Below are 21,246 nucleotides of genomic sequence, written 5' to 3'. Positions count from 1 at the left end.
ACGCACGCCGCGGGCGCGGCCGCCGCCGCCGCCGCCACCACGGACGAAGCCGGCCTCCGCCGTCTCGGTCTGGAATTTCAGCGTCACCACCCCCTGCGGCGAGGCGAAGACCGCGAGCGCCGCGACGAGCGTTCCGATCAGAAGATTGCGCATGGCGTCCCCCGTCTCATTCCTGCTCTGTGCCGGCAGATGCGGCGCCGAGGGCGGCGTCGAGCGCGGGCATGGTGATCCGGATGTCGTCCTCGTCCGGCTCGAAGGTGAAGACCGCCTCGTCCTCGGTCAGCTCGAAGCGCCAGTTGGTGAAGCGCGCGCGGTATTGCGGCCAGCCCTGGGTATAGGGATCGGTGCTCACATACATCAGCGGCACCGGCCGGTCGGGATCGGTGGAGATCCAGATCTGCCAGTCCTCGTCATGCTCGCTGAAGGCCAGGTGATGCGCCTCCTCGCCCTCGATCAGCGTGGTGCCGAGATAGGCCGACGCGGTGACCTCGGCGAGCGGGTCTTCGGCGAGCGTGGGCGACATCAGCTGCCAGACCGCGACGGGCCGGTCGGACTGCTCGCGCGCGATCGCGAGCAGCTCGTCATAGCTGCCGGCGAAGGCCGCGCTGGCATAGAAATCCTCGTAGGGCGCGGCGACAGTGAAGCTTGTGCCGTCGTGGAAATATTCCCGCACATGGTCGCCGCGCTCGAACCGCGCGAACACGCCGCTGCCGCGCAGCATCCGGTTCGCACCGCTCTGGAAATAGGTGATCTTCTCGCGCCCCTCGACGACCACATCGAAGCTCGCCGACCAGTCGAAGGCGATCGCCGGCTGGCTGGCAAGGAAGGCGGCGGCGGTTTCGGCGATGTCTGCGGCGGCGGCGTCGGCGCCGTCGATCTCCTGGCCGGCACCGGATGCCGGTGCTGCGGCGGTGCCGGTAATGACGGCGGCCATGGCGAGCCAATGGCGGATCTGGTGCATCTCGGAGCCCCCCTCCTGCACGAATGGTGGCACATTAGCACAGTCTCGCGCGGTTCGGGAAAGCCTAATCGCCCGCCGCGCGGCGGCGCTCAGCCGGCCGGGTCGAAGCGCAGCGGCAGGCGCACCGGGCCGGTATTGCCGCTGTCGGGCAGGAAGGCGGCGCCGTCTCCCGGCGAGAGGTTGCGCAGCCGCCCGGCCAGCAGCCGCAGCGCCTCGGTCATGTCGCCGCGGGCGATGGGCGAGCCGATGCAGTGGTGCTTGCCGCCGCCGAAGCCGAAATGGCGCGCCCGCTCGGCGGTGATGTCGAAGCCGGGGGCGAAGCGGGCCGGGTCGGTTCCGGCGCAGCCGGAGAAGAGATGGATGGTGGTGCCGGCGGGGATCGCGAGGCCGGCAAACTCGAAATCCTCGACCGCCTCGCGGGTCACCCAGGTGGTGGTCGGGCGCACCCGCATCACCTCCTCCACCGCCTGGCGGGCGAGCTCGGGCCGGGCGCCGAGTAGCGCCCATTGCGCCGGGTTTTCGAGGAAGCACTGCATGGCGAGGCCGAGCTGGTTGCGCGTGGTGTCGATGCCGCCGAAGATCGACAGCACGACCATGTCGAGCAGCTCCTGCTCGGCGAGGCGCCCGGCCTCGGCGCTGGCGGCGATCAGCGTGCCGATGAAATCCTCCCGCGGGGCGGCGCGGCGGGCCGCCACCACGCTGCGGGCAAAGGCGAACATGGCCTCGGTGGCGGCGTCGATGCGGGCCTCCTCGCGGGCATAGGTGACGCCGAGCGCCAGCCCCATGTCGACGGTGAGATCGGCCAGTTCGCGCCAGTGCCGCTCGTCGAGGCCGATCAGCGCGCAGATCACCCGCGCCGCATAGGGCTCGGCGAACTCGGCCATGAACTCGCATTCGCCCCGTGCCTCGAAGCCGGCCACCAGCTCGTCCGCCAGCGCCTGGAAGCGGGGCACCAGGTCGCTCACCAGCCGCGGCGCGAAGGCCGGGGCGCCGAGCCGGCGCAGGCGGGCATGGTCCGGCCCCTCGCGGTTGAGCATGATGCGCTTCCACCACGCCGCCCAGAGCCCGGTGCAGCCGTTGTGCTCGGGCCAGCGATGCGAGCCCTGGCGGAGCGCGGGATGAAGGATCATCGCCTTCATCGCGTCATAGCGCAGCACGGCGATGCCGAAGGGGGTGCGGGCATACCAGCTCCGCGCGCGGGCCGCCTCGACCTCGGCCGAGCGCACCGAGAAGGCGGGGTCGGAGGGGTCGAGGAAAGGGGCGCTGTCGATGACGATGGGATGTTCCATGCGAACTTCCTTCGGCGGGTTTCCTGAAGCCCCGACGATTGTTCGGGCCGAACGTTCCTGCGAGGATGCCGTTCGGACCGCGCGAACTCAATCGAAGGATATCCGGATGGCCGCCCCCGAGATCACGCTCGACCGAACCGATTTCGAGATCCTGCGCCTTCTGCAGAACGATGCCCGGCTGATGAACAAGCAGCTCGCCACCGCGGTCGGGCTCGCCGCCTCCTCGGTGCACGAGCGGGTGAAGCGGCTGCACGCGCTCGGGGTGATCCGGGGCAGCCGCACCGAGCTCGACTATGCGCGCCTCGGCTACGGGCTCTCGGCGGTGATCTTCGTGACCATCTCGCGCGAGGGCTCGCTCTCGATCGACGCGCTGATCGAGGATCTGGCGCGGATCCCGGAGGTGCAGGACATCTGGCTCGTCACCGGGCGCTATGACCTCGTGGTGACGATCCTCGCCCGCGACATGGACCATCTGAAGCATCTCGCCTACGAGTTCCTGACCAAGCGGCCGGAGATCAGCCGCTACGAGACCTCGATCGCCTATCGCCACCACCGCTCGGCCGGGATCGCCGATCTGCGCCCGGCCGCGGCCGATGCGGCGGGCGTGAAGCATGCGCCCCGCCGGCAGGCACAATCCGGTTGACCCCGTGCCTGCGGGGGGTAGCGTGCCAAGCCGCAACGGTTGATTCCCCCGCAGCCCGTGCCCGGCGCGGCGGGGGACCCCAGAACGAGGCCGCGACGCGGCCACAACGAGGGATGCCCGCCATGTTCCGCCACCGCCTTTTCCCCCTTCTGCTCGCGGCCGGCCTGCTCGCCCCGCTGGCCGCCGAGGCCCAGCAGCAGGCACCGAAACCGGCCGTCACGGTGATTGCGGTGGCCAAGGAGCGGATTGCGCAGACCGAGGTCTTCACCGGCCGGGTCGAGGCGATGCAGAAGGTGGCGATCCGGGCCCGCGTCTCGGGCTTCGTGCAGGCGCTCGGCTTCGAGGAGGGCGGCCGGGTCGAGGCGGGCGCGACGCTGTTCCGCATCGAGCCCGACGCCTACGAGGCCGCGGTGACGCGGGTGAAGGGCCAGCTCGCCACCGCGCAGGCGGAGAAGGATCTCGCCGATATCGAGGTCGAGCGCCAGCGCACCCTGGTCGAGAAGCGGACCGCGGCGGAGGCGGTGCTGCAGCGCGCCGAGGCCGAGCAGGGCAAGGTGCTCGGCAGCATCCAGGAGCTCGAGGGCAGCCTGCGCGCCGCCGAGCTCGACCTTTCCTACACCCTCGTCAAGGCGCCTTTCGCCGGGCGCGTCGGGCTGACCGACATCGATGTCGGCGCCTTCGTCACGCCGGAGACCGGCACCCTCGTCAACCTCTCCAGCATCGACCCGATCTATGTCACCTTCCCGGTGCCGGAGGCGGTGCTGCTGAAGTTCCGCGCCAAGCGGCAGGCCAACCCGGAGCTGCCGCCCGTCGAGGTCGAGCTGGTGCTGGCCGACGGCTCGACCTATCCGCAGAAGGGGGCGGTCTCGGTGGTCGACACCACGGTGCAGGCGGGCACCGACACCATCCTGATCCGCGCCAGCTTCGCGAACCCGGCCGGCAACCTGATCGACGGCCAGCTCGTCACCGTGCGCGTGGTGGAGGAGGGCGTGGCGCCCTCGCTGACGATTCCGGCGGTGGCGCTGCAGCGCGACCAGGCGGGCTATTTCGTCTATGTCGTGGGGGCGGACAGCAAGGTCGCCCGCCGCGATATCGTGGTGACCCGCGAAGCCGGCACCTCGATCGTCGTCGACAAGGGGCTCGACGAGGGCGAGGTGGTGATCACCGAGGGCATGCAGCGGGTGCGCCCGGGCATGGAGGTGGACCCGGCCAGGGCAGCATCCGCCGGCGCCGCCGGTGCCGCCGCCGCCGCGGCGGAGTGACCGGGCCATGATTTCCCAGCTCTTCATCCGCCGGCCGCGCTTCGCGCTCGTGATCTCGCTGGTGATCACCCTCGCGGGCCTGATCTCGATGACCCAGATGCCGGTGGAGCAGTTCCCCGACATCGTGCCGCCGCAGGTGCAGGTCTCCACCTCCTATCCGGGCGCCGGCGCCGAGGTGGTCGAGGCCACCGTCGCCCAGCCCATCGAGCAGCAGGTGGTGGGCGTGAGCGACATGCTCTACATGAAGTCCACCAGCGGCTCGGACGGCAGCTACAACCTCACCGTCACCTTCGCGCCCGGCACCGACCCCGACATCAACACGGTGAACGTGCAGAACCGGGTGAGCCTCGCCGAGGCGGCGCTGCCCGAGGAGGTCACCCGCGCCGGCGTCAGCACCAAGAAGAAGTCGTCGGCGCTGCTGCAGGTGATCAACATCACCTCCGACAACCCCGAGCACGACACGCTGTTCCTCTCGAACTTCGCCACCATCAACGTGCTCGACAGCGTCAAGCGCGTGCGCGGGGTGGGCGATGCGGTGATCTTCGGCGCGCAGGACTATTCGATGCGCGTCTGGCTCGATGTCGACCGGATGACGGTGCTGGAGATCGCGCCGGAGGACGTGATCAACGCGCTCAACGCGCAGAACGTGCAGGCCGCGGTGGGGCGGATCGGCGCCCAGCCGATGACCGACGACCCGGCCTTCCAGCTCAGCATCCAGACCCAGGGCCGGCTGACCTCGGTCGAGGAATTCGAGCAGGTGGTGATCCGCGCCGAGCAGGACGGCTCCTTCGTGCTGCTCAAGGATATCGGCCGGGTCGAGCTCGGCGCCAAGTCGCAGGACAGCGAGAGCCTGTTCAACGCCAAGCCGACCGCGATGATCGGCGTCTATCTCGCCCCCGGCGCCAATGCGCTCAACACCGCGGCCGGCATCGAGGCGAGCATGGAGCGCGTCGCCGCCGCCTTCCCCGAGGGGATGAGCTGGAGCATTCCCTACAACACGGTCAGCTTCGTCGAGGCCAGCATCGAGGAGGTGCAGAAGACCCTGATCGAGGCCTTCGTGCTGGTGGTGCTGGTGGTCTTCCTGTTCCTCGGCAGCTTCCGCATGACGCTGATCCCGCTGATCGCGGTGCCGGTCTCGCTGATCGGCGCGCTGGCCTTCATGATGGCGCTCGGCTTCTCGCTCAACACGGTCTCGCTGCTGGCGCTGGTGCTGGCCATCGGCATCGTGGTCGACGATGCCATCGTGGTGATCGAGAACGTCGAGAAGGTGATGGAGGAGCGCCCCGAGCTCAGCGTCGCCGAGGCCACCGGCGAGGCGATGAAGGAGATCACCGCGCCGATCGTCGCGATCACGCTGGTGCTGCTCTCGGTCTTCGTGCCGGTGGGCTTCGTGCCGGGGATCAGCGGCACGATGTTCCAGCAGTTCGCCGTGGCGGTGTCGTTCTCGATGCTGATCTCGGCGATCAACGCGCTGACGCTGAGCCCGGCGCTCTGCACCCTGCTGCTGACCAAGCGCCACGGCGAGAAGAAGGGCCCGCTGGCCTGGATCTCGCGGCGGATCGACAACACCCGCGACGGCTATTCCTTCGTGATGTCGCGCATCACCCGGCGCGCGGTGCTGGGGCTGGTGCTGCTCGGGGTCGCCATTGCCGGCACCGGCGGGCTGATGAAGGCGGTGCCCTCGGGCTTCCTGCCGGTGGAGGACCAGGGCGCCTTCTTCGTCGAGGTCGGGCTGCCCGAGAGCGCCTCGGTCAACCGCACCAAGGAGACGCTGGCCGAGGTCGAGGCGATCCTCGTCAGGGCGCCGGGGGTTGCCAATGTGCAGACCGTGGCGGGCTACAGCTTCGTCGACGGGCTGGCGAAGTCGAACGGCGGCTTCGCCATCGCGATGATGAAGCCCTTCGCCGAGCGCGACGGGGCGGCGGAGAGCGTGCCGGCCTCGATCGCCTGGGCGCGGCAGCAGTTCCAGGGCATCCGCTCCGGCATCGCCTTCCCGTTCAACCTGCCGCCGATCATCGGGCTCGGCACCGGGGCGGGCTTCGAGTACCAGCTCCTCGACCTGCAGGGCGGCGACCCGGTGGATCTCGGCGCCACCGCCAAGGGGCTGGTGGCCGCGGCCAATGGCGATCCGCAGCTCGCCGGGGTCTACACCACCTTCTCCGCCACCACGCCGCAGCTCTATCTGAATGTCGACCGCAAGAAGCTGCAGACCCTCGGCGTCGAGGTGGGCGATCTCTTCCTCGCCATGCAGACCACCCTCGGCGGCTATTACGTCAACGACATGAACCTCTTCGGCCGCACCTGGCAGGTCAACCTGCAGGCCGAGGAGAGCTATCGCGACCGCGTCGACGATATCGGCCGCATCCATGTGCGCAATGCCGATGGCGAGATGGTGCCGGTGCGGGCGGTGGCCGAGCCCGAGCTGATCCTCGGGCCGCAGTCGCTGGTGCGCTACAACAACTACCGCAGCGTGACGGTGGCCGGCGGGCCGGCGCCGGGGGTCTCCTCGGGCGAATCGATCGCCGCGATGGAGGCGGTCTCGGCCCGGTCGCTGCCGCAGGGCTACAGCTATGAGTGGACCGGCACGGCGCAGCAGGAGAAGGAGGCCTCGGGCAAGACCGTCATCGTCCTCGGGCTGGCGGTGCTGTTCGCCTATCTCTTCCTCGTCGCGCTCTACGAGAGCTGGACGATCCCGGTCGCGGTGCTGCTCTCGGTGGCCTTCGCGGTGGCCGGGGCGCTGATCGGCATCCTCCTGGCGGGGCTCGACTTCAACCTCTATGCCCAGATCGGCCTCGTGGTGCTGATCGCGCTGGCGGCGAAGAACGCGATCCTGATCGTCGAGTTCGCCATGGAACGGCGGGCCGGGGGCATGGGCATCGTCGAGGCCGCGATCGAGGGGGCGACGGCGCGGTTCCGGGCGGTGATGATGACCAGCTTCGCCTTCATCGCCGGGCTCTATCCGCTGGTGGTGGCCGAGGGCGCCTCGATGCTGGCGCGCAAGGGCGTCGGCGTGCCGGTCTTCGCCGGCATGATCGCCGCGGCGCTGGTCGGGGTCTTCGTGATCCCGGCGCTCTACGTGGTGGCGCAGTGGTCGCGCGAGAAGGTGCACCGGCTGTTCGGCGCGGCGCCGCCGGAGGGCAGCGAGCGGGCGGACGGGCAGGGCTGAGGCCCCGCCCGCGCCGCCGGGATCAGATCGGCCGGGCGGCGAGCTCGGCCGCGATCTCGGCATCGACCGGGGTGCCGAAGCTCTTCAGGATGCCGGCCAGCACGGTGTAGAAGCCGACCGTCGCGATCAGGTCGAGCACCGCCGCCTTGCCGAGCGCCGCCATCAGCCGCGCGCGGGTCTCCGGCGAGAGCGCCGCATCCGCCACCAGCTCGTCGACGCCGGTGGCGATCAGCCCGTCCTCCGGCGCCATCGCCGAGGGCGCGCCGCGCAGGCTGCGGATGCGGTCGTCGTCCATGCCGAGCCTGCGGGCGCGGACCACGTGGTGCGCCCATTCATAGCCCGCATCGAGCCGGATGCCGGTACGCAGGATCACCACCTCGCTGCGCTCCGGGCCGAGGGCGCTCCGCCGCACCAGGTGCTCGCGCAGCCCCGCCCAGGCGGCGAGCAGCGCCGGGTGATGCGCCATGGTGCGGTAGACGTTGAGCTGGCCGGCAAAGCCCGCGCGCAGCCCGGCGACCTCCTCCGGCCAGTCGTCGTCGCCGAGGGGGGCCAGCTGGTCGGACATCACGCTCTCCCGTCTCGCATCGGATCGCGCCCAGCCTAGGGCCGGGCGCCCGGGCGGGGAAGGGGCGGCAGGCGAAAGGGGCGCCGGCCAGCGCCGACGCCCCCCGTTTCAGTGCCGTCCGGCCCGGGTTCAGGCGGCCTGCGCGCGCGCCCCATCGACGCGGGCGACCGCGGCGGCCAGCGCCGCCTCGAAGATCGCCAGCCCCTCCTCGATGATCTCGTCGGAGGCGGTCAGCGGCACCATCACCCGGATCGCGTTGCCGTGCATGCCGCAGGCGAGCAGGATCAGCCCGCGCTGCTGCGCCTCGTCGACCAGCGCCTTGGTCAGCTCGGCATCCGGCGCCGCGGTCTCGAAATCGGTGACCAGCTCCACCGCGATCATCGCGCCGAGGCCGCGGATGTCCCACATCCGCCAGGGCGCGGTGCGGGCGCCGATCTCGGCGAAGCGGGCGCGGAACAGCTCGCCGAGCGCGGTCGAGCGCGGCAGCAGCGCCTCCGCGTCCAGCGCGTCGATGGCGGCGAGCGCCGCGGCGCAGGCCATCGGGTTGCCGCCATAGGTGCCGCCGAGCCCGCCGGGGGCGACCGCGTCCATCACCTCGGCGCGGCCGATCACGCCGGCCACCGGGAAGCCGCCGGCCATCGACTTGGCGACCGTGATGAGATCGGGCTCGACCCGGGCATGCTCGATCGCGAACCAGGTGCCGGTGCGCCCGAAGCCGGACTGGATCTCGTCGGCGATCAGCAGGATGCCGTGGCGGTCGCAGATCTCGCGCAGGCCCTCCCACATCTCGGCCGGCACCGGGATGTAGCCGCCCTCGCCGAGCACCGGCTCGAGGATGATCGCGGCCACCTGCGACGGCGCCACATCGGTGAGGAACAGCGTCTCGAGCGCCGCGAGGCAGGCATCGGTGTCGAGCCCGGAGCGGTTGCTCGGCAGCGGCGCGCGGTAGATCTCGCCGGGGAAGGGGCCGAAGCCGGTCTTGTAGGGCGCGACCTTGCCGGTGAGGCCGAGGGTGAACATGGTCCGCCCGTGATAGCCGCCGTCGAAGGCGATCACCGCGCTGCGACCGGTGGCGGCGCGGGCGATCTTCACCGCGTTCTCCACCGCCTCGGCGCCGGTGGTCACCAGCAGGGTCTTCTTGGTGGAGACGCCGGGGGCCAGCGCGTTGAGCCGCTCAGCCAGCGTCACATAGGCCTCGTAGGGCACCACCTGGAAGCTGGTATGGGTGAAGCGCTGCGCCTGCTCGAGGGCGGCGTCCATCACCTTCGGATGGCAGTGGCCGGTGTTGAGCACCGCGATGCCGCCGGCGAAATCGATGAAGCGGCGGCCCTCGACGTCCCAGAGCTCGGCATTGAGCGCGCGCTCGGCGAAGAAGGGCATCGCCGAGGCGACGCCGCGCGGCACCGCGTTGGCGCGGCGCGCGAGCAGCGCGGCATTGCTGCCGGTGACCTGCGCCGCCGGTGCGGGGACAGCGGCCGGCGCGGCGGTCGCGGCCGGCGCGGAGAGCGTCGCGGCCTCGGCGCCGGCCTTCTCGGCCTTGGCGGCGACGCGCTTCGGCGCGGCCTTCTTCGGCGCGGCGCGGCGGCGGGTGGTCTTCGGGGCGGCACGGCTGGTGGTGGTCATGGCGTCCTCCTGAGAAGCGTTTATGATTCTCTACACGTGCTCATTTTTTAGATCAAACGGATTCTGCACGCCCGAAACGCTCCGGGCGGTGAATACGGCGGAAAAACCGAATTGACGGCAGCCCGAGATCCGGTGAGAACTGCCACGAGATGCTTGACACTTTGAACGACCATCGCATTTCGTCAAGCAGTCAGGGAGGTCGCATGATCCTGGACGTGGGAGGACGGCTGCGCGAGGTGCGCGAGGCGGCAGGGCTGTCGCAGCGCGAGCTCGCGGCACGCTCGGGCGTGGCCAACGGCACCATATCGCTGATCGAGCAGAACAAGACCAGCCCCTCGGTCTCCTCGCTCAAGGCGATCCTCGAGGCGATCCCGCTCAGCCTCTCGGAGTTCTTCGCCGCCGCCGAGGAGGCCAGCGCCGAGCAGCGCTTCTTCACCGCCACCGAGTTCACCGAGCTCTCGCCGGCGGATGTCGGCATGGACGGGCAGACCGCGCGCCGGGTCTCGCTGCGCCAGGTCGGCGATGCCTCGCGCCACACGCTGCAGATCCTGCACGAGCGCTATCCGCCGGGCACCGATACCGGCTCGGAGATGCTGAGCCACGAGGCCGAGGAGGGCGGCGTGGTGATCTCCGGCATCATCGAGATCACCGTCGGCAACGAGGTGCGCGTGCTGAACCCGGGCGACGGCTATCTCTTCGACAGCCGCATTCCCCACCGTTTCCGCAACATCGGCGCGGGCGACTGCGTGATCGTCTCGGCCTGCACGCCGCCCACATTCTGAAACGGCGCTTTCCGGGGGGTCACAGCCGGCGCAAACGTGCTATCCGGGCCTCCCCGGCCGCGATCCCGCGCGGCGCAAGACAGCGAGGCGCAGCCATGACCAGCCTTTCCCCCGCCACCCGCGACAAGCTGATGACCGTCTCGGTCGCCACCATCGCCACCGCGCTGTTCAAGCGCGGGCTGCGGAACCAGGTGCCCCAGGGCGTGCAGCCGGTGGCGCGCAAGGGGCGCAACATGGTCGGCCCGGCCTTCACGCTGCGCTACATGCCGGCGCGGGAGGACCGCAACCAGCTCACCGAGTTCCGCAAGCCGACGCATCCCCAGCGCGTCGCCATCGAGACCTGCCCGGAGGGCCATGTGCTGGTGATGGACTGCCGCAAGGACCCGCGCGCCGCCAGCGCCGGCGACATCCTGATCACCCGGCTGATGATGCGCGGCGGGGCCGGGGTCGTCACCGATGGCGGCCTGCGCGACAGCTACCGCATCGGCGAGCTCGAGATGCCGGCCTATCATGCCCGCGCCTCGAGCCCGACCAACCTGACCCATCACGAGGCGATCGAGATCAACGTGCCGATCGGCTGCGGCGATGCGCCGGTGTTCCCGGGCGACATCGTGGTGGGCGACGATGACGGGGTGATCGTGATCCCCGCCGAGATCGCCGAGGAGGTGGCCGCCGAATGCGTGGAGATGACCGCCTACGAGGATTTCGTGGTCGAGCAGGTGCGCGCCGGGGCGGCGATCATCGGGCTCTATCCCTGCACGAAGGACGAGCACCGCGCCGCCTTCGAGGCCTGGCGCAGGGCCAACGGGCGCTGAGCCCGCGGCCCGGCCCGCCGGCTCGGCCCGTCGGCTCACCCCGTCGGCTCACCCCGTCGGCGCGGTCTCCGGCCCCTCGGCATGGACCGCGATGATGCAGCCGGTCTCGGTATGCGAGCAGTGCTCGGTGCCGGGCGCCAGCCAGACCACGTCGCCGGCGCGGTAGACCGTGCCGTCGTTGTCGATCAGCTCGCCCTCGATCATCACGAACTCCTCGGCGCCGCCATGGGAATGCGGCGCCGAGCGCGCGCCGGGCTCCATGCGGTAGATGTAGAAGCCGGTGCCCCCCGCCGCGGCCGGGTTGAGCTGGAGCATCGCGGTGCCGCGCTCGGTCTCGCCGGTGGGGTCGAAGGGGGTGAAGGCGGCGGTGTCGCGGATGCTGGCGATGCGGCGCTCGGCGGGGGCAATCGGCTTCATGCGGCGTCTCCTTGGGGGCGGATCGGCGATCCTGCCGGGATCCTGCCCGGGCCAGATCCTGCGGCGTCCGGCCCGCGCCGGCAAGGCCCCGATGCTTGCCGCCATGTGCGCGGCGCGCTAGGGCTCGGGGCGACGCGTCGCCAGCCGGGCCGCCCGCCCCGCCGCCAGCCATCGCCAGACTGCCATCATGGGAGTGCGGAAAATGGCTGGAACGAGACTGACCCGGCGCGCGGCGCTGCGCGCAATGGCGGGAGCGCTGCTGGCAGCGCCCGTCCTGCACGCGGCCGCGGCGGCAGGGGCGCCGCAGCGCGTGGTGATCGCCGATGGCGTGGCCACCGAGATCGCCTTCCTGCTCGGCGCGGGTGCGCGCATCGTCGGCGTCGACGAGACCTCGAGCTACCCCCCGGAGGCCCGCGAAAAGGCCCGGCTCGGCTATTTCCGGCGGCTCGCGGCGGAGGGCGTGCTGGGCCTTGCGCCGGACCTGATGATCGCCTCGCCCCATGCCGGGCCGCCGGCGGCGATCGCGCGCATCCGCGAGGCCGGCGTGCCGGTGGTGGTGACGCCCGAGGTGCTCGGGCTTGCCGGCCTGCCGGAGAAGATCCGCGTCGTCGGCGCCGCGCTCGGGCTGGCGGCCGAGGCCGAGGCGCTGGCCGCCAAAACCGCGGCGCGGGTGGCGGCGCTGGAAGCCGGCCGGCCGGTGCTTGCCGCCCCGCCGCGGGTGCTCTTCGTGCTGGGGGTGCGCGACGGCGCGCCGGTGGTGATCGGCACCGGCACCGCCGCCGATGCGGTGATCCGCCTCGCCGGCGGGGTCAATGCTGCCGGGCTCGAGGGCTACCGGCCGATGTCGCGCGAGGCGATCATCGCCGCGGCGCCGGATCTCATCCTGATGAGCGAGGAGCATGCCGCCGTGGTCGGCGGGCCCGGGGCCGTGCTCGCGCGCCCCGAATTTGCGCTGACCCCTGCCGGGCGGGCCGGCGCGGCGCTGACCCTGCCGGCGCTGGCGATCATGGGGATCGGGCCGCGCACGCCGGCGGCGGTGGAGCGGCTGCGGGCGGCGCTGGCGCCCTGAGGCGGCGCGCCGGGGCGCCCCCTCCGGGCGCCTCAGCGCAGCGCGAAGGCGATCGGCACCACCACCTCGAGCCGGGCGAGCCCGAGATCGGCGGGGATCGGCGGCAGCGGCGCCGCGCGTTTCAGGAGCGCCGTGATCTCCGCGTCGAGCGCCGGGTAGCCGGTGCTCCGCGCGAGCGCATGGGCCACCACCTGGCCGCCGGCATTCACCGTGAAGCGCAGATGGCCGGTGCCTTCCTGCCGGCGCATCCGGGCATTGCGCGGATAGCGCTTGGCGCGGGCGAGATGTGCCGCGAGCTGCCGCAGATAGCTCCGCCGGGCGGCCGGATCGCCGCCGCGGCTGGCGGTCTGCCCGCCGCCGGCCTGGCCGGCGCGCTGCTGCCCCTCGCCGGTCTGCTCGCTGCCGCCGGCACCGGCCGTGTCGGCCCGTGGCAGCGCCGCCTGCTGCTGCGCCTCGCGCGGTTTCGCGGCCGGCCTGGCGGATGCTTCTGCCGTGCGCCGGGGCTCGGCCTTCGGTTTCTGCGGAACCGGCTCGCGCCGCGCCGAGCGCACCCGCCGCGCCTCGGAGAGCTTCGGCCGGGTGGCGGGCATCGGCGCCGCCTCCGGCGCGGAGGTCGCCTCCGGCGCGGCGGCAACGGTTTCGGCGGGCTCGGTGGCCTCGACCGCCTCGGCGGTCTCGGCGGGCCGCGCCTCCGTGGCCTGGACAGGGACGGCCGCCACCGACGCGGCGGACACCGCCTGCACCGGCGCGGCCGGGGCGGCGGCCTCGACCGTCTCCACCGCCTGCACGGGCTCGGCGGCCTGCACCGTCCGGGCGGGCTGCGGCGGCTCCGCCGCAACCGTCTCGACGGCCTCGGCCAGCTCCACGGGCCTTGCGGCCTCGGCCAGCGTTGGCGGCACGGTCTCGGCGCTCTCGGCCGGTTCCGCCGGCGCCGCTGGCGCGACAGCCTCCGGTGCCGTCTCCTCGGCCATTTCCGGTGCGACCTCGCCGCCGGCGGCGCCGGCCATGCCGCCGGCGAGCCCGAGCCCGACCTCGAGCCCCTCGCGGCCGGCACCGACGGCACCGCTCGGCGGCGGCCCGGAGAAGACCGCCGCCGCGAGGGCGAGATGCGCCGCCACCGCGAGCGGCGCGAGCAGCAGCAGCCTGCGCGTCGAAAGCCCCATCATGTCCCCCGTGCCACCGTCATGAGCGTGACCTCGCCGACGCCCGCGGCCCGCAGCGCCGCCACCAGGCGCACCAGGCGGCGGGCCTCGACGCGGCCGTCGGCCAGCACCCGCACGCCCGCTTCCGACGCCCCGGCAGCGCCGGCCACCGCGGCCACCAGCGCGGCCTCATCCATCGCCGCCTCGCCGAGCGAGAGCTGCCCCTCCGGCCCGACCCAGACGGTGGGCGGCGCATCCGGCGCGGCGCCCTCGGAGCCGGACACCGGCGGCGCGATCTCGAAGGGATCGGCGCGGGTGAGCTGCCCGGCCACCATGAAGAAGATCAGCAGCAGGAACACCACGTTGACCAGCGGCAGCACGCCGTCATCGCCCTCCTGCCGGCGGCGGCGCGCGGAGAGGCGCCGGGTCATCGCGCGGCCCCCTCGATCAGCCGGGTCCGGCGCACCCCGGCCTCGGCCAGCAGGTCGAGCGCATCGAGCGTCGGCTGCAGCGCGACGCCGGGGCCGGGCTGCACCAGCACCAGCTGGTCGGGCCGCGCCGCCAGCCGGGCGCCGAGCCGCGCCGCCAGCGCCTCCGCCGTGACCGGCGCGCCGGAAAGCCGCAGGCCATCGGCCCGGATCTCGAGCAGCAGCGCGCCCTCGACGCCGGTGCCGCCGCCGCCCGCCTGCCCGGCGGAGATCGTGACCGGGCGCCAGTCGGCAAAGCGCGAGGCCAGCATGAAGAAGACCAGCAGGATGAAGACCACGTCGATCAGCGGCGTGAGGCTCGGGCGCGCGCGACGCCGGGGCCTATTCCGCAGCCTGGGCGTAGCTGGGGTCGTGAGCATCGGGATACCGGTTTCTGGCAGTGGCGTCCGCGGCGGTTTCGCCCGGAACTTCGGCGGAGAAGAACCCGCCGATGAGGCTGTCGCAGGCCATCTCGGCGCGCTCGACCCGGCGCTCGAACCAGTTGGCCGCGAGCAGCGCCGGGATGGCGACGGCGAGGCCCACGGCGGTGGTCAGCAGCGCCTCCCAGATGCCGCCGGAGAGCACCGCCGGGTCAACCCGGCTGCCCGCCTGCTCCAGCGCCGCGAAGGCGTCGATCATGCCGAGCACGGTGCCGAACAGCCCCATCAGGGGGGCGATCGCGCCGATCACCTCGAGCGGACGGAGCCAGCTGCGCATCGCCTCCAGTCGGTCGGCGGTGCGGATCGTGACCTCCTCGCGCAGGCGCGGCTCGCTGCGGCCCTCGGCGAGGCCGAGAATGGTCGCCCCGGCGAGGCGCGGGGCGATGCCGCGGCGGCCCTCGACGCGCTCCCAGGCCTCGCGCGGGCGGCCCTCGCGATAGAGCCGGAGGGCCGCCCGCGCCGCCCGCTGCCCGCCCAGTGCCGGGCCGGCAAACTGCAAGGATTTCGCGAGGATGATGGTCAGGGCGAAGACCGACATGGCGCCGAGCAGGGCGACCACCGGGCCGCCGGCGGCGAGGGTGTCCCAGGCCTGCTGCAGCGCCCCGGCGAGCCCGTCCGGCGTGGCCTGCACGGCGTCGGCCGCGCCCTCGGGCGGCGCGGCGACCGCGCCGGCGGCCGCGGCATCTGCTCCGGCGGCATCCGCACCGGCAGCGGCGGCTTCGGCAGCCGCGGCTTCGGGAGCGGCCGCGGCATCGGCGCCGGCCGCCGGGGAGGCGCCGTCCGCCACGCCGGCAGGCCCCGCGGCCGCGCCGGTGCCGGGGCCCCCGGCGGCCGCGATCGTCTCCGGCTCCGTCATGATCTCGCCTGCCATCTGGCTCTCCCTCGCTGTGACCTGCAGGTCATGCCGACCGCGCCGCCCAGACCGCCCGAAGGCCGCAATCGTCCCGCTCCGGGACGGTGCGCTCGGTCTGGTTGCGATACGGATCTGGCATGGCTGGCGGACTGGCTGGAGCGCCCGGGCAGGGCGGGATCTGGCGGCCGCGTCTCTGCCCGGCTATCAAACCCGACCGGTTCGATCAAGTAATTTCCCCCTCTGCGTCGGCTTTGCTTGACTGAAAAACTCGGGTTAGCTATCGAGACCGAAGAGCCACCAGCCACCCATGCCGCCGGTCACCCCCCGGCGCCGAGGAAGCCCGGGCCGACAGGAGCAACGGGACATTTCCGGTGAGGGGGAGCGAGATGAGAAGTGGCATCGGCGGCGGCATTGCCGTCACGGTCGCGGCGGCGGTGGCGACGCTGCCCACGGCGCGGGCCGAGGATGCGGGGGCGCGGGGCGCGGCCGCCTTCGCGACGATCGAGGAGATCACGGTCTTCGGCGCGGCGCGCGACGAGCGGGCGCTGCTCGACACGCCGAACGCGGTGAGCGTGGTCGGCGAGCAGGAGATCCTGCGCCGCCAGCCCTCGACCTATGAGGAGCTGATCGGCGACCTGCCGGGCGTGACCATCGACGGCGGCCCGCGCGGGGTCAGCCAAGAGCCCAACATCCGCGGCTTCCAGGACGAGCAGGTGGTGATCCGCACCGATGGCGCGCGGCAGAACTTCAACGTCGCGCATCGCGGGCGGTTCTTTCTCGACCCGCAGATCCTCAAGCAGGTGGAGGTGCTGCGCGGCGGCAACTCGACGCTGTTCGGCTCCGGCGCGCTCGGCGGCGTGATCTTCCTCGACACCAAGGACGCGACCGACCTGCTCGAGCCGGGCGAGAGCTGGGGCGGCGAGGTGCGGCTCGGCTTCGACAGCCAGGGCGACGAGATCCAGGCCTCCGGCGCGCTGGCGGCGCGGGCCGGGCAGTTCGACGCGCTGGCCTTCCTATCCGGCCGGCCGCGCTTCTCCGACCTCACGGATGGCGACGGCGACCCGATCCTCGACAGCGACATCGATTCGCTCACCGGGCTCTTCAAGCTGGGCTGGGAGCCGGGCGACGGGCACCGCATCGAGGCCAGCTACCAGCACTACCGCGACAGCGGCGACACCCCGCCCAACACCAATGTGCAGGGCTCCGAGACCACCACGGTCGACCGCAACCTGCGCTATCACTCGGCGCGGCTCGGCTGGGACTGGGCGCCGGCGGACAGCGACCTGATCGATCTCAGCGTGCTCGGCTACTACAACCGCACCGAGGTGGACGAGGACCGGCTCTTCGACGGCCGCTTCGACGCCACCACCTACGAGACGCTGGGCTTCGAGGCGACCAATGTCAGCCGCTTCGATCTCGGCCTGCCGGTGGCGCTGTCCTACGGCGTCGAGATCTATCGCGACGAGCAGACCGCGACCCGCGACGGGCTGCCCCGGCCGCAGGCGCCGGATGCCTCGCAGAGCTTCGTCGCCGGCTTCGTGCAGGCCGATATTGCGCTTGCGGACCGGCTGACGCTGACCCCCGGCATCCGCTACGATCACTATTCGCTCGACCCGGACGGTGCCTTCGACGACCGCTCCGAGGGGCAGGCCAGCCCCAAGCTCGCGCTCTCCTGGCGCCCGGTGGATGCGGCGCAGCTCTGGGTCAGCGGCTCGCAATCCTTCCGCGCGGCCTCGCTGACCGAGCTCTACCCCACCGGCGAGCATTTCGCCGTGCAGGGCTTCAGCCTCGGCCCGGGCACCTATTTCACCGGGATCAACGAGTTCCAGCCGAACCCGGATCTCGACCCGGAGCGGGCCAGCCAGATCGAGATCGGCGGGCGCTACGAGTTCCGCGACGCGGTGTTCCTCGGCGACCGGCTGAGCCTCGAGGCGACCGGCTACTATGCCGATGTCGACGACTACATCAGCCAGACCGTGCTGTTCATCGACTTCGACACCGGGGTGTTCAACCCGGCCAGCGGGCTCTTCGAGGTCGGCGGCTCGACCTCCAGCAGCAACGTGGATGCCAAGCTCTTCGGCTTCGAGGCGGCGATCACCTATGACAGCGCGCGCTGGTTCGGCGGCGTCGGCCTGACCATCCCGCGCGGCCGCGGCGACGACGGCGAGAAGCTCGGCTCGATCCCGCAGGACCGGCTGGTGGTCACCGCCGGCTACCGCCCCGCGCCGGACTGGGAGCTGGGCGCCCGCGGCACCTTCGCCAGCGGCATCAATGCCGACGACGTGCCGCCGGGTGCGCTGACCACCCCGGGCTTCGCGGTGTTCGACCTCTTCGTCAACTGGGTGCCGAGCAGCGGCCCGCTCGAAGGCGCGGTCTTCGCCGCCGGCATCGACAACGTCACCGACCGCGACTACCGCATCCACCCCAACGGACTGGACAGCCCCGGGATCGCCTTCAAGGTCTCCGGCGGATTCCGGTTCTGAGCCGAGGAGGCCCGCCGATGCCCGACACGCCCGAGATGCCCGCGCCCCGCGCGCCGGCCGATCTGCTCGCCGCCTGGCGCGCGGCGAAGGCGGAGAACCCCGGGCTGCGCGCCCGCGACCTGGCCCGCAGCCTGGCGGTGCCGGAGGCGGCGCTGCTCGAGGCCCGCATCGGCGCGGCCGAGGGCGTCGCCCGGCTGGCGCCCGAGGGCACCGGCTTCGCCCCGCTGATGGCGGCGCTGCCCGCGCTCGGCCCGGTGATGACGCTGGCCCGCAACGAGGCCGCGGTGCACGAGACCAGGGGCCCGCTCACCGAGGTCGGCGGCGAGGGCGCGATCGGCCAGGTCACCGGGCCGATCGACCTGCGGCTCTTCTACCGGCGCTGGCATGTCGGCTACCGGGTGTCGGAGGAGACCCGCTCAGGGCTGCGCCATTCGCTGCAGATCTTCGATGCCGCCGGCACCGCGGTGCTCAAGCTCCATGCGCAGGAGGGCACCGACATGGCGGCCTTCGAGCGGGTGGCGGCGGATTTTGCCGACACGGCCGGGCGCGAGATCGCCTTCGCGCCGCCCGCGGCGCCGCAGCCCGACCGCCCGGACGCGGAGATCGACCGCGCCGCGCTGCGCGACGGCTGGCGCTCGCTCTCCCACAGCCACGATTTCTTCCGCCTGCTGCATGCCACCGGCGCCGGGCGGCTGCAGGCGCTGCGGCTGGCCGGCGCCGACCTCGCGCGCGCGGCCGATGCGGGTGCGGCGCAGCGGATGCTGGAGGCGGCGGCGGCTGCGGCGGTGCCGATCATGTGCTTCGTCGGCAATGCCGGCTGCATCCAGATCTTCTCCGGCCGGGTCGAGCGGATCGTCATGATGGGCCCCTGGCTCAACGTGCTCGACCCCGGCTTCAACCTGCATCTGCGCACGGATCTCGTGGCCTCCGCCTGGCTGGTGACCAAGCCGACGACGACCCGCGGGCCGATCACCTCGCTCGAGCTCTTCGACGCGGCGGGCACGATGGTCTGCCAGTTCTTCGGCGCGCGGCCGCCGGGGCAGGAGGAGCTGCCCGAGTGGCGCGCGCTGGTGACCGCGGCGGCGGGGCCGGCGGCTTGACGCTGGCGCTCGACGGCACGCCCCGCCGCGGCCGCTGGCCCTTGCCCGGCCGCCACGGCGCGGTGGCGGCGCTGGCGCTCGCCGCGCTGGGGCTGGCGCTGGCGGCGCTGGCGCTCGGGCCGGTGGCGATCCCGCCGGCGGGCGTGCTCGAGGCGCTGGCCGGCGGGGCCGATCCGCTGCAGGAGGCCATCGTGCGCGGCATCCGGCTGCCGCGGCTGCTGCTCGGCCTCGCGGTGGGCACGGCGCTGGCGCTGGCCGGCGGCGCGCTGCAGGGCATGCTGCGCAACCCGCTGGCCGATCCGGCGCTGGTCGGGGTCAGCGCGGGAGCCTCCGTCGGCGCCGTGGCGGTGATCGTGCTCGGCGGCACGCTGGCGGCCGGGCTGCCGGCGGCGCTGCGCCCCTATCTGCTGCCGGCGGCGGCCTTTCTCGGCGCCGGGGCGGTGATCGGGGCGCTGTTCGCGCTGGCACGCCGGGCCGGGGAGACCTCCGTCGCCACGCTGATCCTCGGCGGCGTCGCGATCAATGCCATCGCCGCGGCGCTGATCGGCGTGCTGGTCTTCGTCTCCGACGACGAGCAGCTCCGCGAGCTGACCTTCTGGACGATGGGCTCGCTGGCCTCCGGCACCTGGCCGCTGGTGCTGGTGACGCTGGTGCTGGCGGCACTGACGGTGCCGGTGTTCCTCGGCGCGGCGCGCGGGCTCGACCTGATGCAGCTCGGCGAGCGCGCGGCCTTCCATGCCGGGCTCGATGTCGAGCGGCTGAAGCGCCGGCTGGCGCTCGCCACCGCGGTCGGGGTCGGGGCGGCGACGGCGGCGGCCGGGCCGATCGGCTTCGTCGGGCTGGTGGCGCCGCATCTGGCGCGGCTGACGGTCGGGCCGGCACATCGCGCGATGCTGCCGGTGACGGCGCTCTACGGCATGGTGCTGGTGCTGGCGGCGGATCTCGCGGTGCGCCTCGCGGTGCCGCCGGCGGAGCTGCCCATCGGCCTCGCCACCAGCCTGATCGGCGGGCCGTTCTTCCTCTGGCTGCTGCTGCGACGGGGCCGGCGATGAGGGCCGAGGACCTGCATCTGCGGCTCGGGCGCAGCGAGGTGCTGCGCGGCGCGAGCCTCGCGCTCCGCCGCGGCGAGGTGATGGCGCTGATCGGGCCAAACGGCGCCGGCAAGTCGACGCTGCTGGCCTGCCTCTCCGGCGCGCTGAGCCCGGATCGCGGGCGCGTGCGCATCGACGGGCAGGCCCCCGCGGCGCTCGGCCCGGCCGGGCTGGCGCGGCGCCGCGCGGTGCTGGAGCAGAGCCCGGCCAGCGCCGCGCCGTTCCGGCTTGCCGAGCTGGTGGCGCTGGCGATCCCACCGGAGATCCCGCCCGCCGAGGCCGGGGCGCTGACCGCCCGCGCGCTCGCGGCGGTCGGGCTCGGGGCCTTCGCCGGCCGGCGGATCGACCGGCTCTCCGGCGGCGAGCGCCATCGCGGCCACATGGCCCGGGCGCTGGCGCAGCATCTCGCGGGGCGCGCGCTCGGCGCCGGCGGCTGGCTGCTGCTCGACGAGCCGACCGCGAGCCTCGACCTGCGCCACCAGGCCGCGGTGCTGCAGGCGGCCCGCGCCGCGGCGGCGGAGGGGGCGGGGGTGCTCGCGGTGCTGCACGATCTCAGCCTCGCCGCGGCCATGGCCGACCGGCTCGCGCTGATGGCCGAGGGCCGGATCCTCGCCGAGGGCCCGCCCGCCGCGGTGCTGACGCCGGAACGCCTCGCCGCGGTCTACGGCCTGCCGGTCGCCGTCGCCGAGGGGCCCGGCGGCCACCCCGCAATCACACCGATCTATCGTGCCAGCCAGGGAGACAGCACATGTTCATCGCCATGAACCGGTTCCGCGTCGTCAAGGGCCAGGAGGCGGCCTTCGAGGCGGTCTGGAAGGGCCGCGAGACGCGGCTCGACGAGATGGAGGGCTTCGAGACCTTCCGCCTGCTGCGCGGGCCCGAGGCCGAGGAGCACACCCTCTATGCCTCGCACACGGTGTGGCGCGACCGCGGCGCCTTCGAGGCCTGGACCCGCTCCGAGCAGTTCCGCGAGGCGCACAGGAACGCCGGCAACAACAAGGGCCTCTATCTCGGCCACCCGGAGTTCGAGGGCTTCGAGGCGGTGCCGGGCGCCTGAGCGCCCGAAGCGCTCAGGATC

The 21,246-nt window shown here is 72.9% G+C and carries 19 protein-coding genes and 1 pseudogene; 11 read left to right on the top strand and 9 right to left on the bottom strand.

Features of this window, described 5'->3' with window-relative positions:
- Positions 1 to 166: 166 nt before the first annotated feature.
- Both QSJ97_RS13680 and QSJ97_RS13675 read right to left on the bottom strand, forming a co-directional pair.
- The gene (locus QSJ97_RS13680) at positions 167 to 961 is read right to left on the bottom strand and encodes a DUF2092 domain-containing protein (protein ID WP_285672338.1); all 795 of its coding nucleotides are present in this window, start codon (positions 959 to 961) and stop codon (positions 167 to 169) included.
- An 89-nt stretch (positions 962 to 1,050) separates the two neighbouring features.
- Positions 1,051 to 2,250: a cytochrome P450 gene (locus QSJ97_RS13675; protein WP_285672337.1), complete on the bottom strand. Its 1,200-nt coding sequence runs from the start codon at positions 2,248 to 2,250 to the stop codon at positions 1,051 to 1,053.
- 106 nt (positions 2,251 to 2,356) lie between these two features.
- Here QSJ97_RS13675 and QSJ97_RS13670 point away from each other — a divergent pair, with 106 nt between their 5' ends.
- From QSJ97_RS13670 to QSJ97_RS13660, 3 genes are all read left to right on the top strand, one after another.
- Positions 2,357 to 2,893 carry an Lrp/AsnC family transcriptional regulator gene (locus QSJ97_RS13670; RefSeq protein WP_285672336.1) on the top strand — a complete coding sequence of 179 codons (537 nt, stop codon included), beginning with the start codon at positions 2,357 to 2,359 and terminating at the stop codon, positions 2,891 to 2,893.
- A 122-nt stretch (positions 2,894 to 3,015) separates the two neighbouring features.
- The gene (locus QSJ97_RS13665; protein WP_285672335.1) at positions 3,016 to 4,155 is read left to right on the top strand and encodes an efflux RND transporter periplasmic adaptor subunit; all 1,140 of its coding nucleotides are present in this window, start codon (positions 3,016 to 3,018) and stop codon (positions 4,153 to 4,155) included.
- 7 nt (positions 4,156 to 4,162) lie between these two features.
- Positions 4,163 to 7,321: an efflux RND transporter permease subunit gene (locus tag QSJ97_RS13660; RefSeq protein WP_285672334.1), complete on the top strand. Its 3,159-nt coding sequence runs from the start codon at positions 4,163 to 4,165 to the stop codon at positions 7,319 to 7,321.
- 22 nt (positions 7,322 to 7,343) lie between these two features.
- Here the strand turns inward: QSJ97_RS13660 and QSJ97_RS13655 are convergent, their stop codons facing one another.
- Together QSJ97_RS13655 and gabT are read right to left on the bottom strand one after the other, a co-directional pair.
- Complete coding sequence (locus tag QSJ97_RS13655) at positions 7,344 to 7,886, bottom strand: carboxymuconolactone decarboxylase family protein (RefSeq protein ID WP_285672333.1); 543 nt, start codon at positions 7,884 to 7,886, stop codon at positions 7,344 to 7,346.
- Between the two features lie 129 nt (positions 7,887 to 8,015).
- The gene (gene gabT, locus QSJ97_RS13650; protein ID WP_285672332.1) at positions 8,016 to 9,509 is read right to left on the bottom strand and encodes a 4-aminobutyrate--2-oxoglutarate transaminase; all 1,494 of its coding nucleotides are present in this window, start codon (positions 9,507 to 9,509) and stop codon (positions 8,016 to 8,018) included.
- A 203-nt stretch (positions 9,510 to 9,712) separates the two neighbouring features.
- Between gabT and QSJ97_RS13645 the strand changes: the two genes are divergently transcribed.
- Both QSJ97_RS13645 and QSJ97_RS13640 read left to right on the top strand, forming a co-directional pair.
- Complete coding sequence (locus QSJ97_RS13645; protein WP_285672331.1) at positions 9,713 to 10,291, top strand: cupin domain-containing protein; 579 nt, start codon at positions 9,713 to 9,715, stop codon at positions 10,289 to 10,291.
- A 95-nt stretch (positions 10,292 to 10,386) separates the two neighbouring features.
- Complete coding sequence (locus QSJ97_RS13640) at positions 10,387 to 11,106, top strand: ribonuclease activity regulator RraA (RefSeq protein ID WP_285672330.1); 720 nt, start codon at positions 10,387 to 10,389, stop codon at positions 11,104 to 11,106.
- A gap of 48 nt (positions 11,107 to 11,154) precedes the next feature.
- Here the strand turns inward: QSJ97_RS13640 and QSJ97_RS13635 are convergent, their stop codons facing one another.
- Complete coding sequence (locus QSJ97_RS13635; protein ID WP_285672329.1) at positions 11,155 to 11,523, bottom strand: cupin domain-containing protein; 369 nt, start codon at positions 11,521 to 11,523, stop codon at positions 11,155 to 11,157.
- A gap of 202 nt (positions 11,524 to 11,725) precedes the next feature.
- On the opposite strand from QSJ97_RS13635, the gene QSJ97_RS13630 reads away from it, so the two are divergent.
- Positions 11,726 to 12,592 carry a heme/hemin ABC transporter substrate-binding protein gene (locus tag QSJ97_RS13630; RefSeq protein ID WP_285672328.1) on the top strand — a complete coding sequence of 289 codons (867 nt, stop codon included), beginning with the start codon at positions 11,726 to 11,728 and terminating at the stop codon, positions 12,590 to 12,592.
- 32 nt (positions 12,593 to 12,624) lie between these two features.
- Here the strand turns inward: QSJ97_RS13630 and QSJ97_RS13625 are convergent, their stop codons facing one another.
- From QSJ97_RS13625 to QSJ97_RS13610, 4 genes are read right to left on the bottom strand one after another with little or no spacing between them, the layout of a single operon-like run.
- On the bottom strand, positions 12,625 to 13,758 hold the full coding sequence (locus tag QSJ97_RS13625) for a TonB family protein (protein WP_285672327.1): 1,134 nt from the start codon (positions 13,756 to 13,758) through the stop codon (positions 12,625 to 12,627).
- A complete protein-coding gene (locus QSJ97_RS13620; RefSeq protein ID WP_285672326.1) occupies positions 13,755 to 14,165 on the bottom strand; it encodes an ExbD/TolR family protein in 411 nt (136 codons plus the stop codon). Before QSJ97_RS13620 ends, QSJ97_RS13625 begins: the two co-directional genes overlap by 4 nt.
- On the bottom strand, positions 14,162 to 14,500 hold the full coding sequence (locus QSJ97_RS13615; RefSeq protein WP_434220918.1) for an ExbD/TolR family protein: 339 nt from the start codon (positions 14,498 to 14,500) through the stop codon (positions 14,162 to 14,164). Before QSJ97_RS13615 ends, QSJ97_RS13620 begins: the two co-directional genes overlap by 4 nt.
- 43 nt (positions 14,501 to 14,543) lie before the next feature.
- Positions 14,544 to 15,512, bottom strand: coding sequence for a MotA/TolQ/ExbB proton channel family protein (locus QSJ97_RS13610; protein WP_285672324.1), 969 nt, complete (start codon positions 15,510 to 15,512; stop codon positions 14,544 to 14,546).
- Between the two features lie 368 nt (positions 15,513 to 15,880).
- Here QSJ97_RS13610 and QSJ97_RS13605 point away from each other — a divergent pair, with 368 nt between their 5' ends.
- The 5 genes and pseudogenes from QSJ97_RS13605 (at position 15,881) to hmuQ (ending at position 21,225) form a co-directional block, all read left to right on the top strand.
- Positions 15,881 to 17,977, top strand: coding sequence for a TonB-dependent hemoglobin/transferrin/lactoferrin family receptor (locus QSJ97_RS13605; RefSeq protein ID WP_285672323.1), 2,097 nt, complete (start codon positions 15,881 to 15,883; stop codon positions 17,975 to 17,977).
- 17 nt (positions 17,978 to 17,994) lie between these two features.
- Complete coding sequence (locus tag QSJ97_RS13600) at positions 17,995 to 19,077, top strand: hemin-degrading factor (RefSeq protein ID WP_285672322.1); 1,083 nt, start codon at positions 17,995 to 17,997, stop codon at positions 19,075 to 19,077.
- Positions 19,035 to 20,129, top strand: coding sequence for a FecCD family ABC transporter permease (locus QSJ97_RS13595; RefSeq protein ID WP_285672321.1), 1,095 nt, complete (start codon positions 19,035 to 19,037; stop codon positions 20,127 to 20,129). The genes QSJ97_RS13600 and QSJ97_RS13595 overlap by 43 nt, the downstream gene beginning before the upstream one ends.
- Before the next feature lie 53 nt (positions 20,130 to 20,182).
- Positions 20,183 to 20,932, top strand: a pseudogene (locus tag QSJ97_RS13590) (ATP-binding cassette domain-containing protein); the annotation flags it as partial.
- Positions 20,917 to 21,225 carry a heme-degrading protein HmuQ gene (gene hmuQ, locus QSJ97_RS13585; RefSeq protein WP_285672319.1) on the top strand — a complete coding sequence of 103 codons (309 nt, stop codon included), beginning with the start codon at positions 20,917 to 20,919 and terminating at the stop codon, positions 21,223 to 21,225. The pseudogene QSJ97_RS13590 and the gene hmuQ, both read left to right, overlap by 16 nt.
- Positions 21,226 to 21,246: the final 21 nt, after the last annotated feature.

The sequence above is a fragment of the Paralimibaculum aggregatum genome, from assembly GCF_030270585.1.
Taxonomy (GTDB): domain Bacteria; phylum Pseudomonadota; class Alphaproteobacteria; order Rhodobacterales; family Rhodobacteraceae; genus Thermohalobaculum; species Thermohalobaculum aggregatum.
The sequence above is the reverse complement of the archived record's forward strand: the minus strand, read 5'-3'. Positions and strand labels throughout refer to the sequence as shown.

What these genes read in the sequence shown, in the direction of transcription:
- QSJ97_RS13625 (WP_285672327.1), bottom strand. Translation starts at nt 13,758, where the DNA reads ATGATGGGGCTTTCGACGCGCAGGCTGCTGCTGCTCGCGCCGCTCGCG.
- QSJ97_RS13610 (WP_285672324.1), bottom strand. Translation starts at nt 15,512, where the DNA reads ATGGCAGGCGAGATCATGACGGAGCCGGAGACGATCGCGGCCGCCGGG.
- QSJ97_RS13635 (WP_285672329.1), bottom strand. Translation starts at nt 11,523, where the DNA reads ATGAAGCCGATTGCCCCCGCCGAGCGCCGCATCGCCAGCATCCGCGAC.
- QSJ97_RS13640 (WP_285672330.1), top strand. Translation starts at nt 10,387, where the DNA reads ATGACCAGCCTTTCCCCCGCCACCCGCGACAAGCTGATGACCGTCTCG.
- QSJ97_RS13680 (WP_285672338.1), bottom strand. Translation starts at nt 961, where the DNA reads ATGCACCAGATCCGCCATTGGCTCGCCATGGCCGCCGTCATTACCGGC.
- QSJ97_RS13605 (WP_285672323.1), top strand. Translation starts at nt 15,881, where the DNA reads ATGAGAAGTGGCATCGGCGGCGGCATTGCCGTCACGGTCGCGGCGGCG.
- QSJ97_RS13665 (WP_285672335.1), top strand. Translation starts at nt 3,016, where the DNA reads ATGTTCCGCCACCGCCTTTTCCCCCTTCTGCTCGCGGCCGGCCTGCTC.
- QSJ97_RS13660 (WP_285672334.1), top strand. Translation starts at nt 4,163, where the DNA reads ATGATTTCCCAGCTCTTCATCCGCCGGCCGCGCTTCGCGCTCGTGATC.
- QSJ97_RS13655 (WP_285672333.1), bottom strand. Translation starts at nt 7,886, where the DNA reads ATGTCCGACCAGCTGGCCCCCCTCGGCGACGACGACTGGCCGGAGGAG.
- QSJ97_RS13645 (WP_285672331.1), top strand. Translation starts at nt 9,713, where the DNA reads ATGATCCTGGACGTGGGAGGACGGCTGCGCGAGGTGCGCGAGGCGGCA.
- hmuQ (WP_285672319.1), top strand. Translation starts at nt 20,917, where the DNA reads ATGTTCATCGCCATGAACCGGTTCCGCGTCGTCAAGGGCCAGGAGGCG.
- QSJ97_RS13630 (WP_285672328.1), top strand. Translation starts at nt 11,726, where the DNA reads ATGGCTGGAACGAGACTGACCCGGCGCGCGGCGCTGCGCGCAATGGCG.
- QSJ97_RS13670 (WP_285672336.1), top strand. Translation starts at nt 2,357, where the DNA reads ATGGCCGCCCCCGAGATCACGCTCGACCGAACCGATTTCGAGATCCTG.
- gabT (WP_285672332.1), bottom strand. Translation starts at nt 9,509, where the DNA reads ATGACCACCACCAGCCGTGCCGCCCCGAAGACCACCCGCCGCCGCGCC.
- QSJ97_RS13620 (WP_285672326.1), bottom strand. Translation starts at nt 14,165, where the DNA reads ATGACCCGGCGCCTCTCCGCGCGCCGCCGCCGGCAGGAGGGCGATGAC.
- QSJ97_RS13675 (WP_285672337.1), bottom strand. Translation starts at nt 2,250, where the DNA reads ATGGAACATCCCATCGTCATCGACAGCGCCCCTTTCCTCGACCCCTCC.
- QSJ97_RS13600 (WP_285672322.1), top strand. Translation starts at nt 17,995, where the DNA reads ATGCCCGACACGCCCGAGATGCCCGCGCCCCGCGCGCCGGCCGATCTG.